A 19,163-nucleotide genomic window follows, 5' to 3' on the forward strand; every position below is an offset into this window, starting at 1 on the left:
GCTATGCATAATAAACAACAAATCACCGGTTGGCTGTTCCTCCTGCTACTCTGCGTAGCGGGATGCGGCCAGCCTGTATCTAAAAAACAGAACACCATGATAAACTGGACAAAATTACCGGATCTACCGGGAGCAGCCGATACGGCTTCCCTTGGCGTTTCCGCCCCGTTCGCCGGCATCCATAACGGCGTATTGATCGTTGCCGGAGGTTGCAACTTTCCGGACAAACCCGTCACCGAGGGAGGAGCCAAGCGATATTATAGCGAGATATTCGTCCTTCTTCCCGAAGGCTGGAAAGAGATCGACCGACTGCCTCGTCCCGTCGCCTACGGCGCTACGGTTTCCACCCCGGAAGGTATCGTTTGCATCGGAGGAAACAACAGTGATTCTTCCTTGGTAGAGGTCTCCCGCATCTCCTATAACCCCACGAAAGGAGAGGTAGCGGTTTGTGCCTTACCCTCCTTACCGTCTCCAATGGATAATCTCTCGGCCGCATTTACCGGACAGGAGATTTACGTAGCAGGGGGAAATGAGAACGGACAGCCCTGCCATACCTTCTTACGCCTCAACCTAGCGAATATCGAAAAGGGATGGGAACAACTACCGGACTTCCCGGGAGCAGCCCGTGTACAGCCGGTATTAGCGACCGGAGAAAGTCCCAACGGCACACGTATCTATCTAGCCGGAGGCTTCCAGCCCATCCTAAACGAAGAGGAACCGATCGTCCCGACGGATGTATTGGTATTCGACCCGGCAACTTTTACCTGGCAACAAGAGACCGTTCTTCCCCCGTTTAAGGACGGAACGAACCGTACCCTAACAGGAGGCTGTGCCGTGACTTTCCAAACGGATAAAATCTTATTTATGGGAGGTGTGAACTACGATTGTTTCTTAGCCGCCATCGCCCGACCGATCCATTTAGCGAAAGCGGAGGCGGCGCGAGATTCAGCGGCCATTACCCGCCTGCAAGCCGAAGCCAAGGCCTATATGCACCATCCGGTAGAATGGTACCGATTCAATACCACCTTACTTCAATACGACCTATCCACGAAAGCATGGAGCGATCTGGGCGAATATGAGCAGTTGGCCCGTGCCGGAGCGGGAGCGGTTATCCAAGATGGCCGATTAACCATCATCAACGGAGAATTGAAACCGGGTATCCGCACGCCGCAAGTGAATCAAGCGAAATTATAATAGGGATTTAGTGGGATCGCTGGTAAGTTTGCCAACGATCCCTGTTTACTTTTTCCACCCGATTTTAAGTATCCGGAGTCTATTTAGAGCATACGTATCCCAAGGTAAATCCTAGACAATAAGCACGTAAATAATGTTCTTATATAAATCATTGAACATAAACATCTTAAAAAGACGATTATACTTTCCGCAAAACACGTACGTGTTTTTGGAAAAAGTCGTACATGTTTTTCGGGAAACACGTACATGTTTTTACTGAATCACACGACAGGAAACAAGAGCGTATATGGAAATATACAATAAGCCTACCTTAAAAATAAGTATGCGATAACCTACACATCCGGATACGCCTCAAATTGCAGCACATTATTGGCCATGATGGGAAAAGAAGATTTCAATTACACAAAGGTACATAATTGCCATTAATTACATACCTTTGTGTAATATAATTTTGTATATGAAAATATATTTCGAAATATTCATTTTACTATTGATAAGTTGTTCAGGTAATCATCAACAACAAGAAAATGATATTCAACAAACAAATAATCAAGACAAGAAGAATTTAGCATATATAATAGACACAAATAAAGAAACAACTATTGAAAATAAGAACTTACAATTTCTCATAGAAAAAGATTCTATATTCAGAAAAGACTCTATATTCAAGATATTAGAAGAAAGGAAAATCCGTCTTGATCATAGTTTTTACAGGAAAACTGGAAATTTTGATTTTCCTCTATATTATGGAGGAAGCTATATAAATAAGAATAACCTATTATTCGTGAATATAGTAGATTCACTAGACAACATATATACAAAAAGTGATATTATAAACAGAATAGGTAATAAAGATTTCAAAATAAAGAAATGTTCGTATTCTCTAAAAATGCTCGGAGATACACTAAACCAATTAAATACAGTCTTTAATCGCAATAAGTACTTATTAAAGGAAAATCTAAAAACAAGTAATTTTGAAATTAATATAGAAAACAATGTTATATTAATATTACTAGAAGATTCTACTATGGAAAATATTCAAGAATTTAAAAGAAACATAATGGACTCGCCTCTGTTTCATTTCTCCCAGAAACCAATACTTTATTTACATTAAGTTTACATTTTTCTTTATCCTGCATCAATCAAGATCGTTTTCGTTTCTCCCTCGGCTAGATACGGGCTCTCGTTTGCTATTAAATTTCCTGTTCCAAATCATGTACGCTCATCAATCTGATGGAAAAGCACATCTTCATTCCTAAGTGCTTCTTTAAAACGACTAGCTTAAACCATCGTTTTAGCTATTCGTTTTCATCGCTTACAATTCTGGTAGGTAAAAATACGCTCTTTAACAACGTACAATGAAAGATAATTACAAAAGTCGGATTATGAAGAACTTATTTAATTACTGGTTTAAGACAAACAAGAAAAGCTTGTATGATCAATTAGGGAAAGAATTCAATGTCAGCGGCTTCCGTGTATATAAGTTAGCACACGGAAAAACCGCTCACTCTCATATGGATAGATTAATATTGGAGAAATTGCTTGAATTGAAGATTATCAGTGAAATCGGGTTCAGAATCTAAAGGTCCCCTCATTTCATACTTTCTTCTTTATAATTTATACGGACACCATAATTCGTATACACCCGGTCTAACCCCAACATCCCACTCGGATTAGGTTCGCCTTGCACTTTTCCGGACAGGATATCCTCGCTCATCGTGATCATGTCTTTTACCCGTTGAGGGGTTTCCTTGTTCATTCCGAAATAATGTCCGGGGTAGAGGTATTTGATATCATATTTCTCGATCACCGCACTCATCTTCTTACAAGTAGATATGAGCGTAGAGAAGTCAACTCCCAGCAATAGATTACCGGAGCCGAACGAATCGCCGCTAAAACCATAAGCGGCATCCTTATCCACAAAAGTGGTTGAGCCGGGAGTATGCCCGGGAGTAAAGACTATCTCTAGGATACGCCCACCTAAATCTAGGATTTCACCGTCTTCAAGGAAACAAACTTTGCCTTTATAATTCGGCATAAATTCCGGTATACATATTGTATCAGCCGGATTGATATAAATCTCCGGGAAATAATCGATAGCCGAGCCTGTATGGTCCGGATGCACATGCGTGGCGACCAGCGTAACCGGCTTATCCGTGATGGAAGCCACGAGCTTATCCAAATCCTTGATCTTTGTTCCGGCATCAATCAAGATCGCTTTCGTTTCTCCCTCGACCAGATACAGGCTCTCGTTCGCCATTAAATGACCTGTTCCAAACCATGTATGCTCATCAATCTGATGGAAAATCACATCTTCATTCTTAAGCACTTCTTTCTCCTCGATGCCTGCCGTCTGTGGCTGGCAGAATAAAGCGATCCTTGACAGGAGCAACAACATCATTAATAAACCTAGTTTTTTCATTATCATATTCATTTTTAATTGTAGAGACGTAGCGTGCTGCGTCTCCTTTCGCCTAATAGTATTAAATCGCCGCGATCTTCCGAAGGCTTGCGTCCCATTTCGGCTCGGCGTGGATGAGACGGATAGCTTCTTCCGGCGTGTCGGCTACCGCCCACATCTTGGCGTGCTGGGGACGCATGAAATTCTCGTTCATGGCGTTCCTCAAAAGTTCCAACAAGGGATCATAGTAATGATTAATATTGAGGATTACGATCGGATTGAGGTAGAGACCGAGTTGTTTCCAAGTGATGATCTCCAGAAGTTCCTCTAATGTACCGCATCCACCGGGAAGGGCGATCACCGCATCCGAGAGATTTGCCATGAGCTGTTTACGCTCGTGCATCGTCTCGACCTCAATCAACTCAGTCAAGCCTTTATGATACCAATCCTGCTCCACCATAAAATGGGGGATAACGCCCGTTACCGTTCCACCAGCCGCTAACGCAGCGTCGGAGACAGCGCACATCAAACCGATATTCCCGGCACCATTGACTACCCGTAGTTTTCGCTCCCCCAAAAGACGCCCCAATTCCTTGGCGGCGTCAAAATAAACCAAGGGAATCTTCGTGCTGGACGCGCAATACACGCAAACAGACGAGATGTTATTTATCTTCTTTTCTTCCATATCTTTTTATTCTTGATTTATATCGTAGCCAAATAAGGCGAAATCCCCCAGACAAGGATCATCGGGGAAGACTTTCGCCAATGCGTCCGTTATCTCACGGGCCGTACGAAGGGTAGCGGTTTTTTGGCCTGTCAAGCCCAAGCGCAAGGAGATCTGGTGCACATGCGTATCCAACGGGATGATTAATTGGCGGGGATGCACGGCTGTTCTCCAGATACCGAGATCGACGATACCATCCGTACGCACCATCCAACGCAAGAACATCGCCAGACGCTTACAAGCGGAAGTTCCGTGCAAGACCGGAATGCCATTGAGATCTGCAAAAAGTTGTCGCAACCGCAAGATAGGATCTTCGCAAGGACCGGCGGCGGCCATAGCGTCTTCCATACAGTCGTAGGTATCGTATATATCCTTTAGGCGACAACAAAGGAGATGCAGATCATGATAGGTATAAAAACGGTAAAAGGTATCCCGCCCGCAAACCGGGCGGTTCCGTAGGGGAGCGAAAGAAGTCTCTCCGGTACGGATAAACTCGTAAGGACTTTCGCCCATCAGCCGGTGTAGCTCTTCCGCTTTTTGGAGAATATGCGCCCTGCGACCGTAAGAGATCCACGCCGTCAGGAAAGCCGATATCTCAATATCCCGTTTCTCCGTAAACCGATGGGGGAATCGCACCGGATCATCCTTGATAAACGATTCCGTATTGTACGTTTTCGCCCATTCACGAAGTAAAGAGATGGTCTTTGTATCCATGTTATTTCTTCTTTAGAAAATATTGCCGCTCGGGTTCCGGATAATGCTCGATAGCATAACGAAGCGCCGTACGAGGAAGACGAGTAGCGTTGCGTTCCAAGAAATCGGTAAGCGTCTGCCGCTCCTTTTTGCCGACCTCACGCAGCATCCACCCAACCGCCTTATGCATCAAATCGTGTTTATGACCGATCAACCGTTCGGATAACTCCAAGGTATCCCCAAAATCATTCCGACGGATAAATGCCCACGTAGAGACGATCGAGATCCGTTGTTCCCATAAATTCTCGCTTTCCGCCAAACGGTAGAGGAGGGAACGATCTTTGTCCACCAAATACTCGCCGACGATATCCCGACAGGTTAAGTCTACCAAATCCCAGTTATTGCAACGCCGCATATTCTTCAGATAGAATCGGAAGATGGCTTCCCGCTCTTCCGGCATCACTTTCCGATCCTGGAAACGATAGACCAAAATCAGCAAGGCACATAGACGTGCCTCATGCCACGGACTATCCAGCAACAGCTGCAGCTCATCGAAAGGAGTCGCCTTATTAGCCTTCGCTATGCTACGGGTTTGCGGGACAACCACCCCGAGAAACTGATCGCCCTCGCCATATTGACCGGGACCAGTCTTGAAAAAGCGGCTCAAATGAACCGCCTTCTCGGGTGTACCGACCGACTGTAGCTCGGATAGGATAAACGCCGCCGTCATGGCCGGAGTACCCGTGATACGGGACGGTCGCCTTCCAAGAACCCGATCACGTTGTTGCATACCGTGCGAGCCATGATGATACGGGTTTCCGTCGTCTGGGTGCCGATATGAGGGGTTAATACCACGTTGTCCATTTCCAATAACTCGGGGAGAGGATAGTCTCCAAACTCGAATACATCCAGACCGGCACCATGAATCGTACCTTCCCGCAAGGCTTTTACCAAGGCATGCTCGTCTACCAACGGACCGCGGGCCGTGTTGATCAAGATAGCGGAAGGTTTCATCTGCTTGAACTCTTCCTCGCCGAGGATATGATAGGTATCGGGGGTGTAAGGGGCGTTCAAGGATACGAAATCGGCTTTCGCCAGAAGCTCTTCCTTGGAGACGTAGGTAACATTCAATTTGGTCTCGTCCTCGATGCAAAGCTGACGGCGATTGTGGTAGATCACATCCATGCCCAAAGCATTCGCCCGTTTCGCTAAAGCCTTGCCGATACGTCCCATACCGATAATACCCAAGGTCTGTCCGGTAACCGGCATACCGAGGTTCTCCAGTACACCGACCTTCATGTCCTTACCAAGCGTACGCAGCTTACGATCACATTCCGTGATACGCCGGGCGGTATCCAGCATCAAGCCTAAAGCGATATTGGCGGTAGGGGCCGTGACAGGATCAGGCGTATTCGCCACCGTCAAGCCTTTCTCGAGGGCGTAGGCCACATCGATATTATTATAACCAACGGCGTAGTTAGCGATCAGCCGCAATTTCGACGCATGGTCGATCAACTCTTTGTTTACCGGGAAATCGAACATGGAGCAGAGCACATCGTACTCCGGTATCATATCGAAAACCTCCTCATACGTAAAATCTCTTCCTTTGGGAAAGGTTACCTCGTACTTACTTTCCAACTCGGTAAATCCCTCGCGGAACATGTCGTATGTCACTAATATCTTCATCTTGGATCTATTTGTTATTCAAAAAGCAAAAATACAAATCAATTGGCAATTAATTCCTAAATTTGTGACCAATATATATTTATTATGGTACTAAACTATATTTGGATCGCTTTTTTCTTAATCGCTTTTGTAGTGGCTATCGGTAAATTGGTCATAGGTGGGGATACCGCTGTTTTTACCGAGATTATCAACGCTTCTTTCGCCTCGGCCAAGACGGGTTTCGAGATTTCGTTAGGATTAACGGGGATCTTGTCGCTTTGGCTGGGTATCATGAAGATCGGAGAGAAGGGGGGGGTGATACAAGCGTTCGCACGATTGGCGGCTCCCGTATTCAGCAAGCTTTTCCCGGATATCCCAAGAGACCATCCCGTGACCGGTTCTATCTTCATGAACCTATCGGCAAATTTACTGGGACTGGATAATGCCGCCACGCCAATGGGATTGAAAGCCATGCAACAGTTACAGGAATTAAACCCGAATAAAGAATCCGCCAGCAACTCCATGGTGATGTTCTTATGCATCAATGCCTCGGGACTGACCTTGATCCCGATCACCATCATGATGTACCGGGCGCAGTTAGGAGCGGCGAATCCATCAGACGTATTCCTGCCGATCATGCTTGCTACATTCACATCAACCCTAGTCGCTATTTTAGCGGTTTGCGTACGGCAGAAGATCAATATCCTCCAACGGAACCTAATCCTGTTTTTCGGGGGACTGGGGTTATTTATCGGAGGCCTGGTATGGTTATTCAACTCGATGGAACAGGAGCAAGTTTCCTTGTATTCGACTTTATTCGCCAACACGCTTCTTTTTACCATTATCTGCGGATTTATCATCAGCGGCATGCGTAAAAAGATCAATGTATATGATGCTTTTATAGAAGGGGCGAAAGAAGGTTTCCAGACTGCTATAACGATTATTCCTTATCTGGTAGCTATCCTAGTAGGTATCGGTGTCTTCCGGGCTTCCGGAGCGATGGATTTCATCATACAAGGCGTTCGTTTCGGCATTGCTTCGATAGGGCTCAACACGGATTTCGTGGAAGCGCTGCCTACCATGTTGATGAAACCGTTAAGCGGGAGCGGGGCTAGGGGCATGATGCTGGACGCCATGAACACGTATGGAGCGGACTCTTTCGTCGGTCGCCTGTCATCCATCGTTCAGGGCTCTTGCGATACGACATTCTATGTAGTTGCTCTTTACTACGGTAGCGTAGGTATCCGTAATACCCGCTATACAGTACAATGCGCCTTGTTAGCGGATCTGGCCGGGGCGATAGCGGCGATAGCGATGGCTTATCTGTTCTTTTAACATTCTATGCAATCAATAGATTTGAAATGAATCTATTTAAAATCGAATGATTACATTTGTAACGAAATTTCAATACGATAAATAGACCTTATGGCAATAGCATATTACGCCGAAGATATCGAGCTTCCGGCAATCAAGAAAAGAGCGGTTAGCGGCTGGGTCAAGGCAGTAGCCGAGACATACGGAAAGAAAACGGGAGATATCAGCTATATCTTCTGTTCCGACGAGAAGATATTGGAGGTAAACCGCCAATATCTCCAACACGATTATTACACGGATATCATCACCTTCGATTATACGGAAGGAAATAAGATCTCGGGTGACCTGTTTATCAGCCTCGATACGGTCAGGACAAATGCGGAGACTTTCCACACGGATTATAACGAGGAACTCCACCGTACCATCATCCACGGCATCCTGCACCTTTGCGGTATCAACGACAAAGGTCCCGGCGAGCGGGAGATCATGGAGGAGAACGAGAACAGAGCGTTAGCGATCTTGCCGGAGGAATGTCGGGGATAAAACATCGATCAATCCCAAAAACACAAATATGAAAACAGAAGACATACCTTACGATTACACGTATTGCTACGCCACGGACGAGCAATGCCCGAAAGCAGTTCATTGCCTACGTAGCCATGCCGCAAGGCTGAACGAGGAACAAGCGATCTCTCTTAATTCACGATTTACTGGAGATCAGAAACGCCATCCTAGATTGAATTGAATAACCCCATTATGATCTTTTCCCCTAAAATGATTGCTTCCACCTAATGAGTATTCCGGCTCCTTAAAGAAATGAGTACATCCTAAATTATAATTGGCGGAGATAACTAATCCCATATCAAAGGTATAGCCAAGCCCCATTGAAACAGAGAAATCGCAATTCCGGATCTCTTCTTTTTTATCACCGGAGAAATCGTACTCGCTCTGGTGCACCGGAGTAGGACCCGAGACGAAAATATAATTCGAAGCTTTCGCCCTTACATTAAAGCCAACTTGTGGGCCCGCGAAAAGATGGAATCCCCGATACAAATAAAATTTAGCGTAAATAGGAATATTTAAATAATCCGCCTTTAGCCGGGCTGTCTCGCCTTTAGCGTTTTCTTTTTGGTAACCTTGCATAGAATAATAAACACCCGGTTCTAAAGCAAACAGTTTACTAAAACGTATTTCCTCCGCCACACCAATATTTAACCCCGGACGCATGTCCGCAAAACTTTCGGGATAAGTATTTGCCAAATTCAAGCCAATCCTAGGAATAAAATGGAACTCTTGAGCATCGGCTCGCGACAAAGAAAAAACAAACAAGATAAACAGTAATACAACTTTTCTCATAACTCCTACATTTAAAACATATCTATATTTATAGATGATTTAAGATACATAAAAGTTGCACTCCCTATCTCATTACTTCACATTAGGGGAGGCACTTCTTCCTCCACCATGATGGTAGCAGCCTTGACAGCTCAAGCACCAAATATTACTCGATTAATAACGGCTCTTGTTTTCCGGAATCATATACGACAAACATAGAACCGTCTTTCTCGATCATAACGCCACGGCCTCGTTCCTTCTCCTTGTTTTCTTGATTATCGACATTCACGGCAATCACTTTATAATGATAGAAAGTCGTGATATCATCGAAAATGGTATGACCTACAAAGATGCGGTTCACATTATATTTCTCTAATATTTTCCGCAAATCATCCCGGTCTAGCGGATGATACTTATCCGCGCTACGTACCATACCCCGATACCAGATCGGTCCATACGTAGCGAACATAAAAGAAAGATCGGAGCCTTTATCTGCATTACGTTCTTTTTTCGTTAAGAAGAGGCCATCGCTCACGATCTCATTCACGGTAGGGATATCGTAATTCCTGTCTAAAAATTCCTTGCTCAACCCGGCATGGACAAACAGATTATCTCCGACCACTTGTATCGAGTTACGAGTTTTCAACCAGTGTCCCAACTCGCTTTTCTGCCAAAGCTCCGGATAGGTCATTCCTAAAGTATCCGCCAATTGAGTATATTTCTTCTTCACGTATCGCAAATCATTTCCCAAAACCATGGTCTCATGATTTCCGATTAAGAAAGTCACTTTTCCACCGGCATCTTCCGCTTCTTTCTCCAACTTGTAGATCAACCAATAGATAGGGAGTACGTCGACGCCCCGGTCAAAGACGTCACCGATTATCACCAATTGGTTGGCCCCGAAAATCCAATTATAGTCCGCATCGATCACTTTTCCCGCCTTTAACAAGGAGGCGAAACAAGACCAGTTCGCATGTGGATCTGAAAGAACAAACGTCTTCTCAGGTTGCACATCTTTCCATTCCGGACGAGAGACGGAGTGTATGGTTACCGGAAACAATCTCTCCCCGTTATCAGAAAACACCTCGAATGAAAAGGTGGTAGGTATACTTTTATAATGCTTATCCAATAACCGGCCTTTCCCGTCTACAGATATCGCACGCATACTACCATCATCCGCTTTCAATAGATAGGGACCATCGATCGATAACTTCTCGATCGCTTGACGAGGTTTCTTATCTTTCCCATAAACCGGACTGAAGCAAGAGGTCAGGAAAACAAGGAAAACAAGGATACGGCATTGAATAGAATTCATAGCAGCTTAAATCTTTAGTTCGTTAAACCTGAAAACAATGTATGTATTTATTATACAAATATAAACGAATTCTTTCACGAACACTCACTATCTTCGCGTAAAATAAAAGGGAATAAAAATGACTTTCAATTACGACGTAATAGTAGTAGGCGCAGGACATGCCGGCTGTGAAGCCGCCGCCGCCGCGGCGAATCTAGGATCAAAGACACTTTTGATCACGATGGACATGAACAAGATCGCCCAGATGAGTTGTAACCCGGCAGTCGGGGGAATCGCCAAAGGACAGATCGTACGAGAGATCGACGCGCTAGGCGGATATATGGGAATCGTGACCGACCAGACCGCTATCCAATTCCGTATGTTAAACCGTAGCAAAGGACCGGCCATGTGGAGCCCGCGTGCCCAAAGCGACCGTGCCCGTTTTATCGATTGCTGGCGGGGCATACTGGAGAATATGCCGAATCTATCCATCTGGCAGGATATGGTTCAAGAACTGATTATCGAGCATGGACAAGTCTGCGGCGTTCGTACGGGAATGAATGTCGTATTCCGTGCCGGAGCGGTGGTGCTTACGAACGGGACCTTCCTAAACGGCCTGCTTCATATCGGAAGAACCCAGATACGGGGCGGACGTATCGCCGAGCCTGCGGCGACCGGACTTACCGAGCAACTTATCTCTTTAGGTATCCAAACAGATCGCATGAAAACCGGAACACCGGTCCGTATCGATGGCCGGAGCGTTCACTTCGATGAAATGGAGAAACAACCGGGGGAAAACGATTTCCATAAGTTCTCTTACATGGATACCAGTCATCGTAAATTAAAACAATTGAGTTGCTGGACTACCTTTACGAACGAGACTTGCCATGATATATTACGGGAAGGTCTCCCCGACTCTCCTCTTTATAATGGACAGATCAAAAGTATCGGTCCCCGTTATTGTCCTAGTATCGAAACGAAAATCGTGACCTTCGCTGACAAGACGCAGCATCAACTATTCCTAGAGCCGGAAGGCGAGACCACGCAGGAATACTACCTGAATGGCTTCTCCTCTTCCCTACCCTTGGATATCCAGCTTCGTGCGCTCCAAGCGATCCCCGCTTTCCGTGACGTGCAAATCTATCGTCCCGGATATGCGATCGAGTATGATTTCTTCGACCCGACTCAGCTAAGACACAATTTGGAGACCAAACAAATCCGAAATCTTTTCTTCGCCGGACAGATCAACGGGACTACCGGATACGAGGAAGCCGGCGGACAAGGTTTGGTAGCGGGTATCAACGCCCACATCAATTGCCACGGCGGACAACCTTTTATCCTCGGAAGGGATGAGGCTTATATCGGTGTCCTTATCGATGATTTGGTAACAAAAGGCGTAGACGAGCCTTACCGTATGTTTACCTCTCGTGCGGAGTACCGCATCTTACTGCGCCAAGACGACGCGGATATGCGACTCACCGAGAAATCCTACCAAATGGGATTGGCCAAACAAGACCGCTACGATTTACTGCGAGAGAAAAAAGAGAGCCGTGACGCTATCATCCGTTTTGCGGAGACCTACTCCGTAAAGCCTCAATATATAAATAGCGGTTTGGAGAAACTGGGCACAGCCCCCCTATCCCATGGTTGCAAATTATTCGATGTCGTACTCCGTCCGCAGACTACCTTGGAGAACCTTGCGGATCTAGTTCCGGCCCTTCGTGCGGAGCTGGACAAAGTCCCGGCCTCTCGTAAGGAAGAGATCATCGAGGCCGCCGAGATATTGATTAAGTATAGCGGCTACATCAAGCGAGAGCAAATCATAGCGGACAAGATAAACCGCTTAGAGAATATCCGGATCAAGGGTAAATTCGATTACAATTCTATCCAGTCTTTATCTACGGAAGCCCGCCAGAAATTGACCCGGATAGACCCCGACACGATCGCTCAAGCGAGCCGCATCCCGGGTATTTCCCCTAGCGACATCAACATCCTTTTGGTACTGCTCGGAAGATAAAACACGAAATGTTCCACGTGAAACATATTAAAGGAGATATTCAAATGAATGAAGCTAAAACACTGGTTATACGAGGAAATCTGGTAGATATAATCAACAGGCGCACCTTTGGGGCAGAGATTTCAATTCAAAACGGGCGCATCAAAAAGGTAATCCCTACCGGACAAGATGAGGGATCTTACCTCCTCCCCGGCTTTATTGACGCGCATGTCCATATAGAGAGTAGCATGGTAACCCCTGCGGCATTCATTCACGCAGCCGTACGCCATGGCAGTATCGGTGCCGTGGCGGACCCTCATGAGATAGCGAATGTAATGGGTAGTGAAGGAGTCGAATATATGCTCGACAACGCGAAAGGGATTCCTTTCTACACATGGTTCGGTGTCCCATCTTGCGTACCGGCTACGATTATGGAAACCTCCGGTGCGATCATAGACGCAAACGAAACCGCTCGTTTGTTGGAACGAGAGGATCTACACTTCTTGGCAGAGATGATGAATTACCCCGGAGTCTTAAATAAAGATCCGGAAGTTATGCGCAAAATAGAAGCCACGAAAAACGCAGGGAAACCCATCGACGGACATTATCCCCTAGCAACAGGCCCCAAGCTAAAGGCATATATCGAGTCTGGCATTTCCACCGATCATGAAACCATCTATCTAGAAAAAGGCCGTGAAAAATGTGAGCTTGGGATGCATGTCCTTATTCGGGAAGGAAGCGCAGCGAAAAACTTTGACGCACTTCATCCGCTATTGAAAGAGTATCCCGAACAAATCATGTTCTGTACGGATGACGCACATCCTTCGTTTTTAAACAAAGGACACATAAATAGGATGGTAAAAAAATCGCTGGATTTAGGATATGATCTATATGATGTATTACGGGCCGCTTCCTATAATCCGGCCATGCACTATAAAATTCCCGCAGGTTTCTTACGAGAGGGAGACTCCGCCGATTTTATCCAAGTAAACAATTTAAAGAATCTAACCATACAGGCAACCTATATACAAGGAACCTGTGTATACGATGGAGAGAAATGCACGCTTCCTTTCCACAAACCTATACTCCGCAATAATTTCCACACGAAACCGATCCCATTAGAAAAGCTAACGGTAAAAGCGAAAGGAAAACAGATGCGTGTCATTGTTTGCGAAGACCGCGAATTAATCACGAAAGAAGAACTATATCCTGTACATACATTCGATGGATTTGTAGAATCAGATACAGAACGAGACATTTTAAAACTCGTCATTCTAAATCGCTATCAAACGGCTCCTCCCGCTATTGCCTTTATAAAAGGAACAGGGCTCAAGCTCGGTGCCATCGCTCAAAGTATTTCCCACGATAGTCATAACATCATCGCTATAGGTGTTACCGATTTCGAGCTTATGCAAGCGATCAATGCGGTAATAAAGGCTAAAGGTGGAATCGCAGTAAGCAGTATGGACGAAGTCACTCTCCTGCCCTTGCCGGTAGCGGGATTGATGAGCGACGAATCATTGGAAGAGACGAGCCGCCGTTACGAAGAGATCGAGGAAAAGATCAAACGGTTAAAGACACCGATGGATTTATTACAAATGACGCTTTCTTTTATGGGATTGCTGGTGATCCCATCCTTGAAACTTAGCAACAAAGGTTTGTTCAATAGCGAGACATTCCAATTTACTTCCCTATTCGTATGATAGCCGATAAAAACGAACATATCAAGACGATCCTATCGGTCATTCCGGAAAAGCCGGGATGCTACCAGTATTTCGATGAAAACGGAACGATTATATACGTCGGCAAGGCGAAGAACCTAAAACGACGGGTATCCTCTTATTTCAACAAGGTACATGACAGCAATAAGACCCGTGTGTTAGTCAAGCAAATCCGGGATATCAAATATATAGTCGTCGATACGGAAGAAGACGCGTTACTACTGGAAAACAACCTCATCAAACAGTATCGTCCCCGCTATAACGTTTTATTGAAGGACGACAAAACCTACCCTTCCATCGTGGTAAAGAACGAGTACTTTCCCCGGGTTTTCCAAACCCGGAACATCGTTCGGGACGGATCGCAATATTACGGTCCTTATCCCTCTTTGTTCACGGCGAAAGTGATGCTACAGATGCTAAAGGAACTTTACCCTTTACGCACTTGCAAATATCCCCTCACTCCCGAATCCATCGCACAAGGACGCTATAAGGTTTGTCTGGAATACCATATCAAGCGTTGTAAAGGGCCTTGTGAAGGCTTGCAATCATTGGAAGAATACCAGCAAAATATTTCCGAGATCAAAGAGATTCTGCGAGGCAACATCTCGCAAATTAGCAAACACCTCTATGAGGAGATGCAATCGCTCGCTGCCGAGCTCAAGTTCGAGGAAGCGCAAAAGATCAAGGAAAAATACGAAGTCATCGAGAACTACCGTTCTAAATCTACGGTCGTAACCCCGATGCTACATAATATAGATGTATTCACGATCATAGAGAATGACCATTCCGCTTATGTGAACTTTATGCATATCGGAAACGGGGCGATCGTACAAGCCTATACATTCGAGTATAAAAAACGATTGGACGAGACCAAGGAGGAATTGTTAAGCCTCGGTATTATCGAGATGCGGAATCGTTTTAAAAGCACCGCCCGGGAGATTATCGTACCCTTCAAGCTGGACATGCAGCTAGAGAATGTCACTTTCACCATTCCCCAAAGAGGGGATAAAAAGAAACTGCTCGATTTATCCGAGATGAACGTCAAGCAGTTTAAGGTAGACCGCTTGAAGCAAGCGGAAAAGTTGAATCCGGAACAACGGAATACCCGTATCTTGAAAGAGATCCAAGAGGCCTTGCATCTGGAAAAACTGCCCGCTCATATCGAATGTTTCGATAATTCAAACATACAGGGAAGCGATGCGGTAGCGGCTTGCGTGGTATTCAAGATGGGGAAACCGTCCAAGCAGGAGTATCGTAAATACAATATAAAGACCGTAGTCGGTCCGGATGATTACGCCTCTATGAAAGAAGTCGTCCGTAGGCGTTACGGGCGAGCGATCGAGGAGCAATCTCCCCTACCCGACTTGATTATAACAGACGGTGGAAAGGGGCAAATGGAAGTGGTTCGCTCGGTGGTAGAAGATGAATTAGGCTTGTCCATTCCAATCGCCGGACTAGCGAAAGATGGTAAGCACCGAACCTCGGAGTTATTATTCGGGTTCCCACCCGTAACCGTTGGCATGCGTTTGGACAGTCCGCTATTCCATCTGCTTACCCGGATACAAGACGAGGTACACCGTTTCGCCATCACTTTCCACAAGGATAAACGAAGTAAGACCCAGACAAAATCCGAATTAGACACCATTAAGGGTATCGGTGAAAAGACAAAAGTATTACTTTTACGTCACTTTAAAAGCGTAAAACGAATCAAGGAAGCAAGCTTCGAGGAACTGAAATCCGTGATTGGCGAGGCGAAAGCCAAGGCACTACAAGAGGGACTGGATGGAAAGCGAACAGAAAGCGAACAAAAATAGAACAAAAGCGAACAAAAAGCGAACAAGATGAGAACAGTTACACAACGTGTGCAGCACGCTTCCGTCACGATAGACGGACAGCTTAAGTCCAAAATTGGAAAGGGGCTATTGGTATTAGTCGGTATCGAGGACAAGGATACGCAAGAAGACATTGAATGGTTGGCAAAAAAGATCACCAACCTACGCATATTTGACGATGAAAACGGGGTCATGAACCGCTCGGTTATCGAAGCGGGAGGCGAGATCATGGTTGTCAGCCAATTTACCTTACACGCCTCTACGAAAAAAGGGAACCGCCCCTCCTACTTAAAAGCGTCTAAACCGGATATCGCCATTCCGATGTATAAAGCTTTTTGCGAAGAGGTAGGGCTTCAACTCGGAAAACCTGTACAAACCGGAACATTCGGAGCTGATATGAAAATTGAACTTTTAAACGACGGGCCGGTTACTATTATTATCGACTCTCAAAATAAAGAATAAGTATGGCAGATATAACCTTACAACAAGCCCAGCAAATGGTAGACTCTTGGATCAAGACCTATGGGGTCCGTTATTTCAATGAGCTTACCAATATGACCATCCTCACCGAGGAAGTGGGCGAGCTAGCCCGGATCATGGCACGTACCTACGGTGAGCAGTCTTTCAAGGAAAGTGACAAACACCGGGATTTAGGCGATGAAATGGCAGATGTCTTATGGGTACTGCTTTGCCTCGCCAACCAGACCGGAGTAGATCTTACCGCCGCTTTCGAGAAGAATCTCCAAAAGAAAACAGACCGAGATAAAGAACGACATATAAACAATCAAAAACTATAAGCATATGGCACATCATCACGATTGCGAATGTGGACATGATCATCATCATGAACATGAACACGAATCAAATTCCGTACAGATAGACCGTTATCATGAAGCTTTCAATAAGTTTGAGCCGGCCCTGCCGGATACCCAGACCACCGAGGCTGTAAACGCTCTTTTAGAGAAACATTTCCAAGAAAACTTTACACCGGAAGTATTGAAAACGATTCATGGTTGCATCGACTTGACCTCATTAACCAGCCTGGATACCAAAGAAAGTATCTGGAAGATGGTAGACACGGTAAATGATTTCGAGGGAACTCGTCCGGATGTCCCGAACGTAGCCGCTATTTGCGTCTATCCCCTATTCGTGGAAACGGTTAAGCAGGCACTTACCGCACAAGAGATTAAGATCGCGTCGGTTGCCGGAGGTTTTCCTTCCTCACAGACATTTACGGAAGTCAAGATCGCCGAAACGGCCATGGCAGTCATGCAAGGAGCCGATGAAATCGACGTTGTCATGAACCTAGGCTATTTCATGGAAGACAATTTCGAGGAACTGACGGAAGAATTACAAGAGATCAAAGAGAGCTGTCGCCACGCCCATTTAAAGGTAATCTTAGAGACCGGAGCTTTAGTCACAGCGGAGAACATCCAAAAGGCATCCATCCTAGCCATGTATTCCGGTGCGGACTTCATCAAGACCTCCACGGGTAAAGGATACCCGGGAGCCACTTTCGAGGCCGCCTATACCATGTGCAAAGCCATCAAAACCTACCATTCCATCACCGGAAACAAGGTTGGCATCAAGATCTCCGGAGGCGTACGCACGGCGGAAGACGCAGTTCGATATTATACGATCGTAAAGGAAATACTGGGCAACGAATGGCTGAACAAGGATTTGTTCCGTATAGGAGCGAGCAGTCTGGTCGGTGATATAGAAAAACGACTCGGGAAATAGTCCATTCTAATAAACCGGGCGCAGATGACTTAGAATCCTGTGTCCGGTAAGCACTCTCAAAGTCAGTTAACTTACCTTGGCATCGAAGTTAACTTACTTCGTCAAGTAAGTTAACTTCATTGGCTATTGAAGCATACTTACTTTTTTACTAACAAGAGCCATCTCTCTACAACTAATAGATAAAGGAATTTCTATTTGGAGCGAGTCATAATATAATCCGCCAAACAGATCAAGGATGTCCGGGCCTCGGATTCGGGTAATCTCAAAAGAACATCGACCGCCTTATCATGATATTCCTTCATGCGGGCCTCGGCATATTCGATTCCACCGTTCGCCTTGGCAAACTCAATCAAAGAATCGACATTCTCCGCCGCGAAATCCTTCCGTAAAATCATATCCAAATAACGGGCGGCCTCCTCTTCCCTACCCTGCCGCAAGGCATATAATAATGGAAGCGTAACCTTACCCTCACGAATGTCATTTCCCGTCGGCTTACCGATATTCGCCTCCTTGAAATAATCAAAGATATCATCCTTGATCTGGAAGCAATACCCCAGATACTCGCCAAACTCACGGCAAAGAGCGATCACCTCCGCAGAGGCGCCCGATGAAATGGCCCCAATCTCCGTGCAAGCGGAAAGCAAGGTAGCCGTCTTCTTCTTGATAACTTGCAGATAACAATTCTCGTCTAAGATACTCTCCTCGGCGGTCTCCAATTGCTTGATCTCACCTTCGGACAAGTCTCTGCCTAAATTAGAGATAATCCCGACAATCCGCAAATCGCCGGTTTGTATGGAACGGATCAAAGCGGTAGAAAGCACATAATCACCTACCAACACGGAAATACGGTTATCGAAGATAGCGTTCAATGAGGGAACGCCACGACGTTGCTTCGTCTCATCGATCACGTCATCGTGAATCAATGTAGCGGTATGCAAAAGCTCCAGCAAAACAGCGGAATTGATCGTGTTATCCGTAACCTGTCCACAGACCTTGGCGGTAAGGAGCACCAATAACGGACGCACATGCTTCCCGGTAGAATTCAGTATAACGTCGATAGCCGATTGTAACCGGGTCGTCTCGCTGCGTAGAGATGCCTCGAAATCCTTATTGAAACGTTCAAATTCAGCGGAAACCGGTTCTTCTATTTTCCTTCTTTCATCCATAATTCCATGCAAAGATTCGCAAAAGTAACAAAAACTATCGAGTAAGCGAGTTTTTTCGTACATTTACCCAGATTTTGTCCCACTAAAA

The 19,163-nt window shown here is 45.7% G+C and carries 20 protein-coding genes; 12 read left to right on the plus strand and 8 right to left on the minus strand.

What is annotated here, in order from left to right:
* The first annotated feature begins 3 nt into the window (after positions 1-3).
* The 3 genes from ACYIA1_RS15750 to ACYIA1_RS15760 all read left to right on the plus strand — a co-directional run bounded on the left by ACYIA1_RS15750 (position 4) and on the right by ACYIA1_RS15760 (position 2,777).
* On the plus strand, positions 4-1,194 hold the full coding sequence (locus tag ACYIA1_RS15750) for a cyclically-permuted mutarotase family protein (RefSeq protein WP_288632439.1): 1,191 nt from the start codon (positions 4-6) through the stop codon (positions 1,192-1,194).
* Between the two features lie 457 nt (positions 1,195-1,651).
* A complete protein-coding gene (locus ACYIA1_RS15755; RefSeq protein ID WP_009016515.1) occupies positions 1,652-2,308 on the plus strand; it encodes a hypothetical protein in 657 nt (218 codons plus the stop codon).
* A 271-nt stretch (positions 2,309-2,579) separates the two neighbouring features.
* Positions 2,580-2,777 (plus strand): hypothetical protein, encoded by a 198-nt coding sequence (locus tag ACYIA1_RS15760; protein WP_226766821.1) that lies wholly within the window; start codon positions 2,580-2,582, stop codon positions 2,775-2,777.
* Positions 2,778-2,785: 8 nt separating this feature from the next.
* Here the strand turns inward: ACYIA1_RS15760 and ACYIA1_RS15765 are convergent, their stop codons facing one another.
* The 5 genes from ACYIA1_RS15765 to ACYIA1_RS15785 form a co-directional block, all read right to left on the minus strand.
* Positions 2,786-3,616 carry an MBL fold metallo-hydrolase gene (locus ACYIA1_RS15765; RefSeq protein WP_480335821.1) on the minus strand — a complete coding sequence of 277 codons (831 nt, stop codon included), beginning with the start codon at positions 3,614-3,616 and terminating at the stop codon, positions 2,786-2,788.
* A 61-nt stretch (positions 3,617-3,677) separates the two neighbouring features.
* On the minus strand, positions 3,678-4,280 hold the full coding sequence (locus tag ACYIA1_RS15770; protein WP_196009362.1) for an LOG family protein: 603 nt from the start codon (positions 4,278-4,280) through the stop codon (positions 3,678-3,680).
* A 6-nt stretch (positions 4,281-4,286) separates the two neighbouring features.
* Complete coding sequence (locus tag ACYIA1_RS15775) at positions 4,287-5,033, minus strand: TIGR02757 family protein (RefSeq protein ID WP_048926920.1); 747 nt, start codon at positions 5,031-5,033, stop codon at positions 4,287-4,289.
* A 1-nt stretch (position 5,034) separates the two neighbouring features.
* Complete coding sequence (locus tag ACYIA1_RS15780; protein ID WP_048926921.1) at positions 5,035-5,742, minus strand: DNA alkylation repair protein; 708 nt, start codon at positions 5,740-5,742, stop codon at positions 5,035-5,037.
* The gene (locus ACYIA1_RS15785) at positions 5,739-6,698 is read right to left on the minus strand and encodes a 2-hydroxyacid dehydrogenase family protein (protein WP_044547042.1); all 960 of its coding nucleotides are present in this window, start codon (positions 6,696-6,698) and stop codon (positions 5,739-5,741) included. The genes ACYIA1_RS15780 and ACYIA1_RS15785 overlap by 4 nt, the downstream gene beginning before the upstream one ends.
* An 84-nt stretch (positions 6,699-6,782) precedes the next feature.
* Here ACYIA1_RS15785 and ACYIA1_RS15790 point away from each other — a divergent pair, with 84 nt between their 5' ends.
* From ACYIA1_RS15790 to ACYIA1_RS15800, 3 genes are all read left to right on the plus strand, one after another.
* Entirely contained in the window at positions 6,783-8,012 is a 1,230-nt protein-coding gene (locus ACYIA1_RS15790) for a nucleoside recognition domain-containing protein (RefSeq protein ID WP_005863819.1), read from the plus strand.
* Positions 8,013-8,102: 90 nt separating this feature from the next.
* On the plus strand, positions 8,103-8,534 hold the full coding sequence (gene ybeY, locus ACYIA1_RS15795) for an rRNA maturation RNase YbeY (RefSeq protein ID WP_005863817.1): 432 nt from the start codon (positions 8,103-8,105) through the stop codon (positions 8,532-8,534).
* 28 nt (positions 8,535-8,562) lie between these two features.
* Positions 8,563-8,736 carry a hypothetical protein gene (locus ACYIA1_RS15800; protein ID WP_005863815.1) on the plus strand — a complete coding sequence of 58 codons (174 nt, stop codon included), beginning with the start codon at positions 8,563-8,565 and terminating at the stop codon, positions 8,734-8,736.
* Here ACYIA1_RS15800 and ACYIA1_RS15805 read toward each other — a convergent pair.
* Complete coding sequence (locus tag ACYIA1_RS15805) at positions 8,709-9,347, minus strand: porin family protein (RefSeq protein WP_122370334.1); 639 nt, start codon at positions 9,345-9,347, stop codon at positions 8,709-8,711. The two genes, ACYIA1_RS15800 and ACYIA1_RS15805, sit on opposite strands and share 28 nt — an antisense overlap.
* Before the next feature lie 145 nt (positions 9,348-9,492).
* The gene (locus tag ACYIA1_RS15810; protein ID WP_480335825.1) at positions 9,493-10,641 is read right to left on the minus strand and encodes a metallophosphoesterase; all 1,149 of its coding nucleotides are present in this window, start codon (positions 10,639-10,641) and stop codon (positions 9,493-9,495) included.
* 118 nt (positions 10,642-10,759) lie between these two features.
* Here ACYIA1_RS15810 and mnmG point away from each other — a divergent pair, with 118 nt between their 5' ends.
* From mnmG to deoC, 6 genes are read left to right on the plus strand one after another with little or no spacing between them, the layout of a single operon-like run.
* The gene (gene mnmG / locus ACYIA1_RS15815; protein ID WP_480335827.1) at positions 10,760-12,637 is read left to right on the plus strand and encodes a tRNA uridine-5-carboxymethylaminomethyl(34) synthesis enzyme MnmG; all 1,878 of its coding nucleotides are present in this window, start codon (positions 10,760-10,762) and stop codon (positions 12,635-12,637) included.
* A 44-nt stretch (positions 12,638-12,681) separates the two neighbouring features.
* Positions 12,682-14,319 (plus strand): adenine deaminase, encoded by a 1,638-nt coding sequence (ade, locus tag ACYIA1_RS15820; RefSeq protein WP_480335829.1) that lies wholly within the window; start codon positions 12,682-12,684, stop codon positions 14,317-14,319.
* On the plus strand, positions 14,316-16,151 hold the full coding sequence (gene uvrC, locus ACYIA1_RS15825) for an excinuclease ABC subunit UvrC (RefSeq protein ID WP_146375818.1): 1,836 nt from the start codon (positions 14,316-14,318) through the stop codon (positions 16,149-16,151). Before ade ends, uvrC begins: the two co-directional genes overlap by 4 nt.
* Before the next feature lie 27 nt (positions 16,152-16,178).
* Positions 16,179-16,631, plus strand: coding sequence for a D-aminoacyl-tRNA deacylase (gene dtd / locus ACYIA1_RS15830; protein ID WP_005860440.1), 453 nt, complete (start codon positions 16,179-16,181; stop codon positions 16,629-16,631).
* Positions 16,632-16,633: 2 nt separating this feature from the next.
* Positions 16,634-16,966, plus strand: coding sequence for a nucleotide pyrophosphohydrolase (locus ACYIA1_RS15835; RefSeq protein WP_005860438.1), 333 nt, complete (start codon positions 16,634-16,636; stop codon positions 16,964-16,966).
* A 4-nt stretch (positions 16,967-16,970) separates the two neighbouring features.
* Entirely contained in the window at positions 16,971-17,909 is a 939-nt protein-coding gene (gene deoC, locus ACYIA1_RS15840) for a deoxyribose-phosphate aldolase (protein WP_005863803.1), read from the plus strand.
* A gap of 191 nt (positions 17,910-18,100) precedes the next feature.
* On the opposite strand, the gene ACYIA1_RS15845 is transcribed toward deoC, so the two are convergent.
* Entirely contained in the window at positions 18,101-19,075 is a 975-nt protein-coding gene (locus ACYIA1_RS15845) for a polyprenyl synthetase family protein (RefSeq protein ID WP_122145700.1), read from the minus strand.
* Positions 19,076-19,163 lie beyond the last annotated feature (88 nt).

The organism is Parabacteroides sp. KHUB-02 (assembly GCF_056640955.1).

What these genes read in the sequence shown, in the direction of transcription:
- ACYIA1_RS15800 (WP_005863815.1), top strand. Translation starts at nt 8,563, where the DNA reads ATGAAAACAGAAGACATACCTTACGATTACACGTATTGCTACGCCACG.
- ACYIA1_RS15805 (WP_122370334.1), bottom strand. Translation starts at nt 9,347, where the DNA reads ATGAGAAAAGTTGTATTACTGTTTATCTTGTTTGTTTTTTCTTTGTCG.
- uvrC (WP_146375818.1), top strand. Translation starts at nt 14,316, where the DNA reads ATGATAGCCGATAAAAACGAACATATCAAGACGATCCTATCGGTCATT.
- ACYIA1_RS15780 (WP_048926921.1), bottom strand. Translation starts at nt 5,742, where the DNA reads ATGACGGCGGCGTTTATCCTATCCGAGCTACAGTCGGTCGGTACACCC.
- dtd (WP_005860440.1), top strand. Translation starts at nt 16,179, where the DNA reads ATGAGAACAGTTACACAACGTGTGCAGCACGCTTCCGTCACGATAGAC.
- ACYIA1_RS15835 (WP_005860438.1), top strand. Translation starts at nt 16,634, where the DNA reads ATGGCAGATATAACCTTACAACAAGCCCAGCAAATGGTAGACTCTTGG.
- deoC (WP_005863803.1), top strand. Translation starts at nt 16,971, where the DNA reads ATGGCACATCATCACGATTGCGAATGTGGACATGATCATCATCATGAA.
- ACYIA1_RS15765 (WP_480335821.1), bottom strand. Translation starts at nt 3,616, where the DNA reads ATGAAAAAACTAGGTTTATTAATGATGTTGTTGCTCCTGTCAAGGATC.
- ACYIA1_RS15790 (WP_005863819.1), top strand. Translation starts at nt 6,783, where the DNA reads ATGGTACTAAACTATATTTGGATCGCTTTTTTCTTAATCGCTTTTGTA.
- ACYIA1_RS15770 (WP_196009362.1), bottom strand. Translation starts at nt 4,280, where the DNA reads ATGGAAGAAAAGAAGATAAATAACATCTCGTCTGTTTGCGTGTATTGC.
- mnmG (WP_480335827.1), top strand. Translation starts at nt 10,760, where the DNA reads ATGACTTTCAATTACGACGTAATAGTAGTAGGCGCAGGACATGCCGGC.
- ACYIA1_RS15750 (WP_288632439.1), top strand. Translation starts at nt 4, where the DNA reads ATGCATAATAAACAACAAATCACCGGTTGGCTGTTCCTCCTGCTACTC.
- ACYIA1_RS15755 (WP_009016515.1), top strand. Translation starts at nt 1,652, where the DNA reads ATGAAAATATATTTCGAAATATTCATTTTACTATTGATAAGTTGTTCA.
- ACYIA1_RS15845 (WP_122145700.1), bottom strand. Translation starts at nt 19,075, where the DNA reads ATGGATGAAAGAAGGAAAATAGAAGAACCGGTTTCCGCTGAATTTGAA.
- ACYIA1_RS15775 (WP_048926920.1), bottom strand. Translation starts at nt 5,033, where the DNA reads ATGGATACAAAGACCATCTCTTTACTTCGTGAATGGGCGAAAACGTAC.
- ACYIA1_RS15785 (WP_044547042.1), bottom strand. Translation starts at nt 6,698, where the DNA reads ATGAAGATATTAGTGACATACGACATGTTCCGCGAGGGATTTACCGAG.
- ACYIA1_RS15810 (WP_480335825.1), bottom strand. Translation starts at nt 10,641, where the DNA reads ATGAATTCTATTCAATGCCGTATCCTTGTTTTCCTTGTTTTCCTGACC.
- ybeY (WP_005863817.1), top strand. Translation starts at nt 8,103, where the DNA reads ATGGCAATAGCATATTACGCCGAAGATATCGAGCTTCCGGCAATCAAG.
- ade (WP_480335829.1), top strand. Translation starts at nt 12,682, where the DNA reads ATGAATGAAGCTAAAACACTGGTTATACGAGGAAATCTGGTAGATATA.
- ACYIA1_RS15760 (WP_226766821.1), top strand. Translation starts at nt 2,580, where the DNA reads ATGAAGAACTTATTTAATTACTGGTTTAAGACAAACAAGAAAAGCTTG.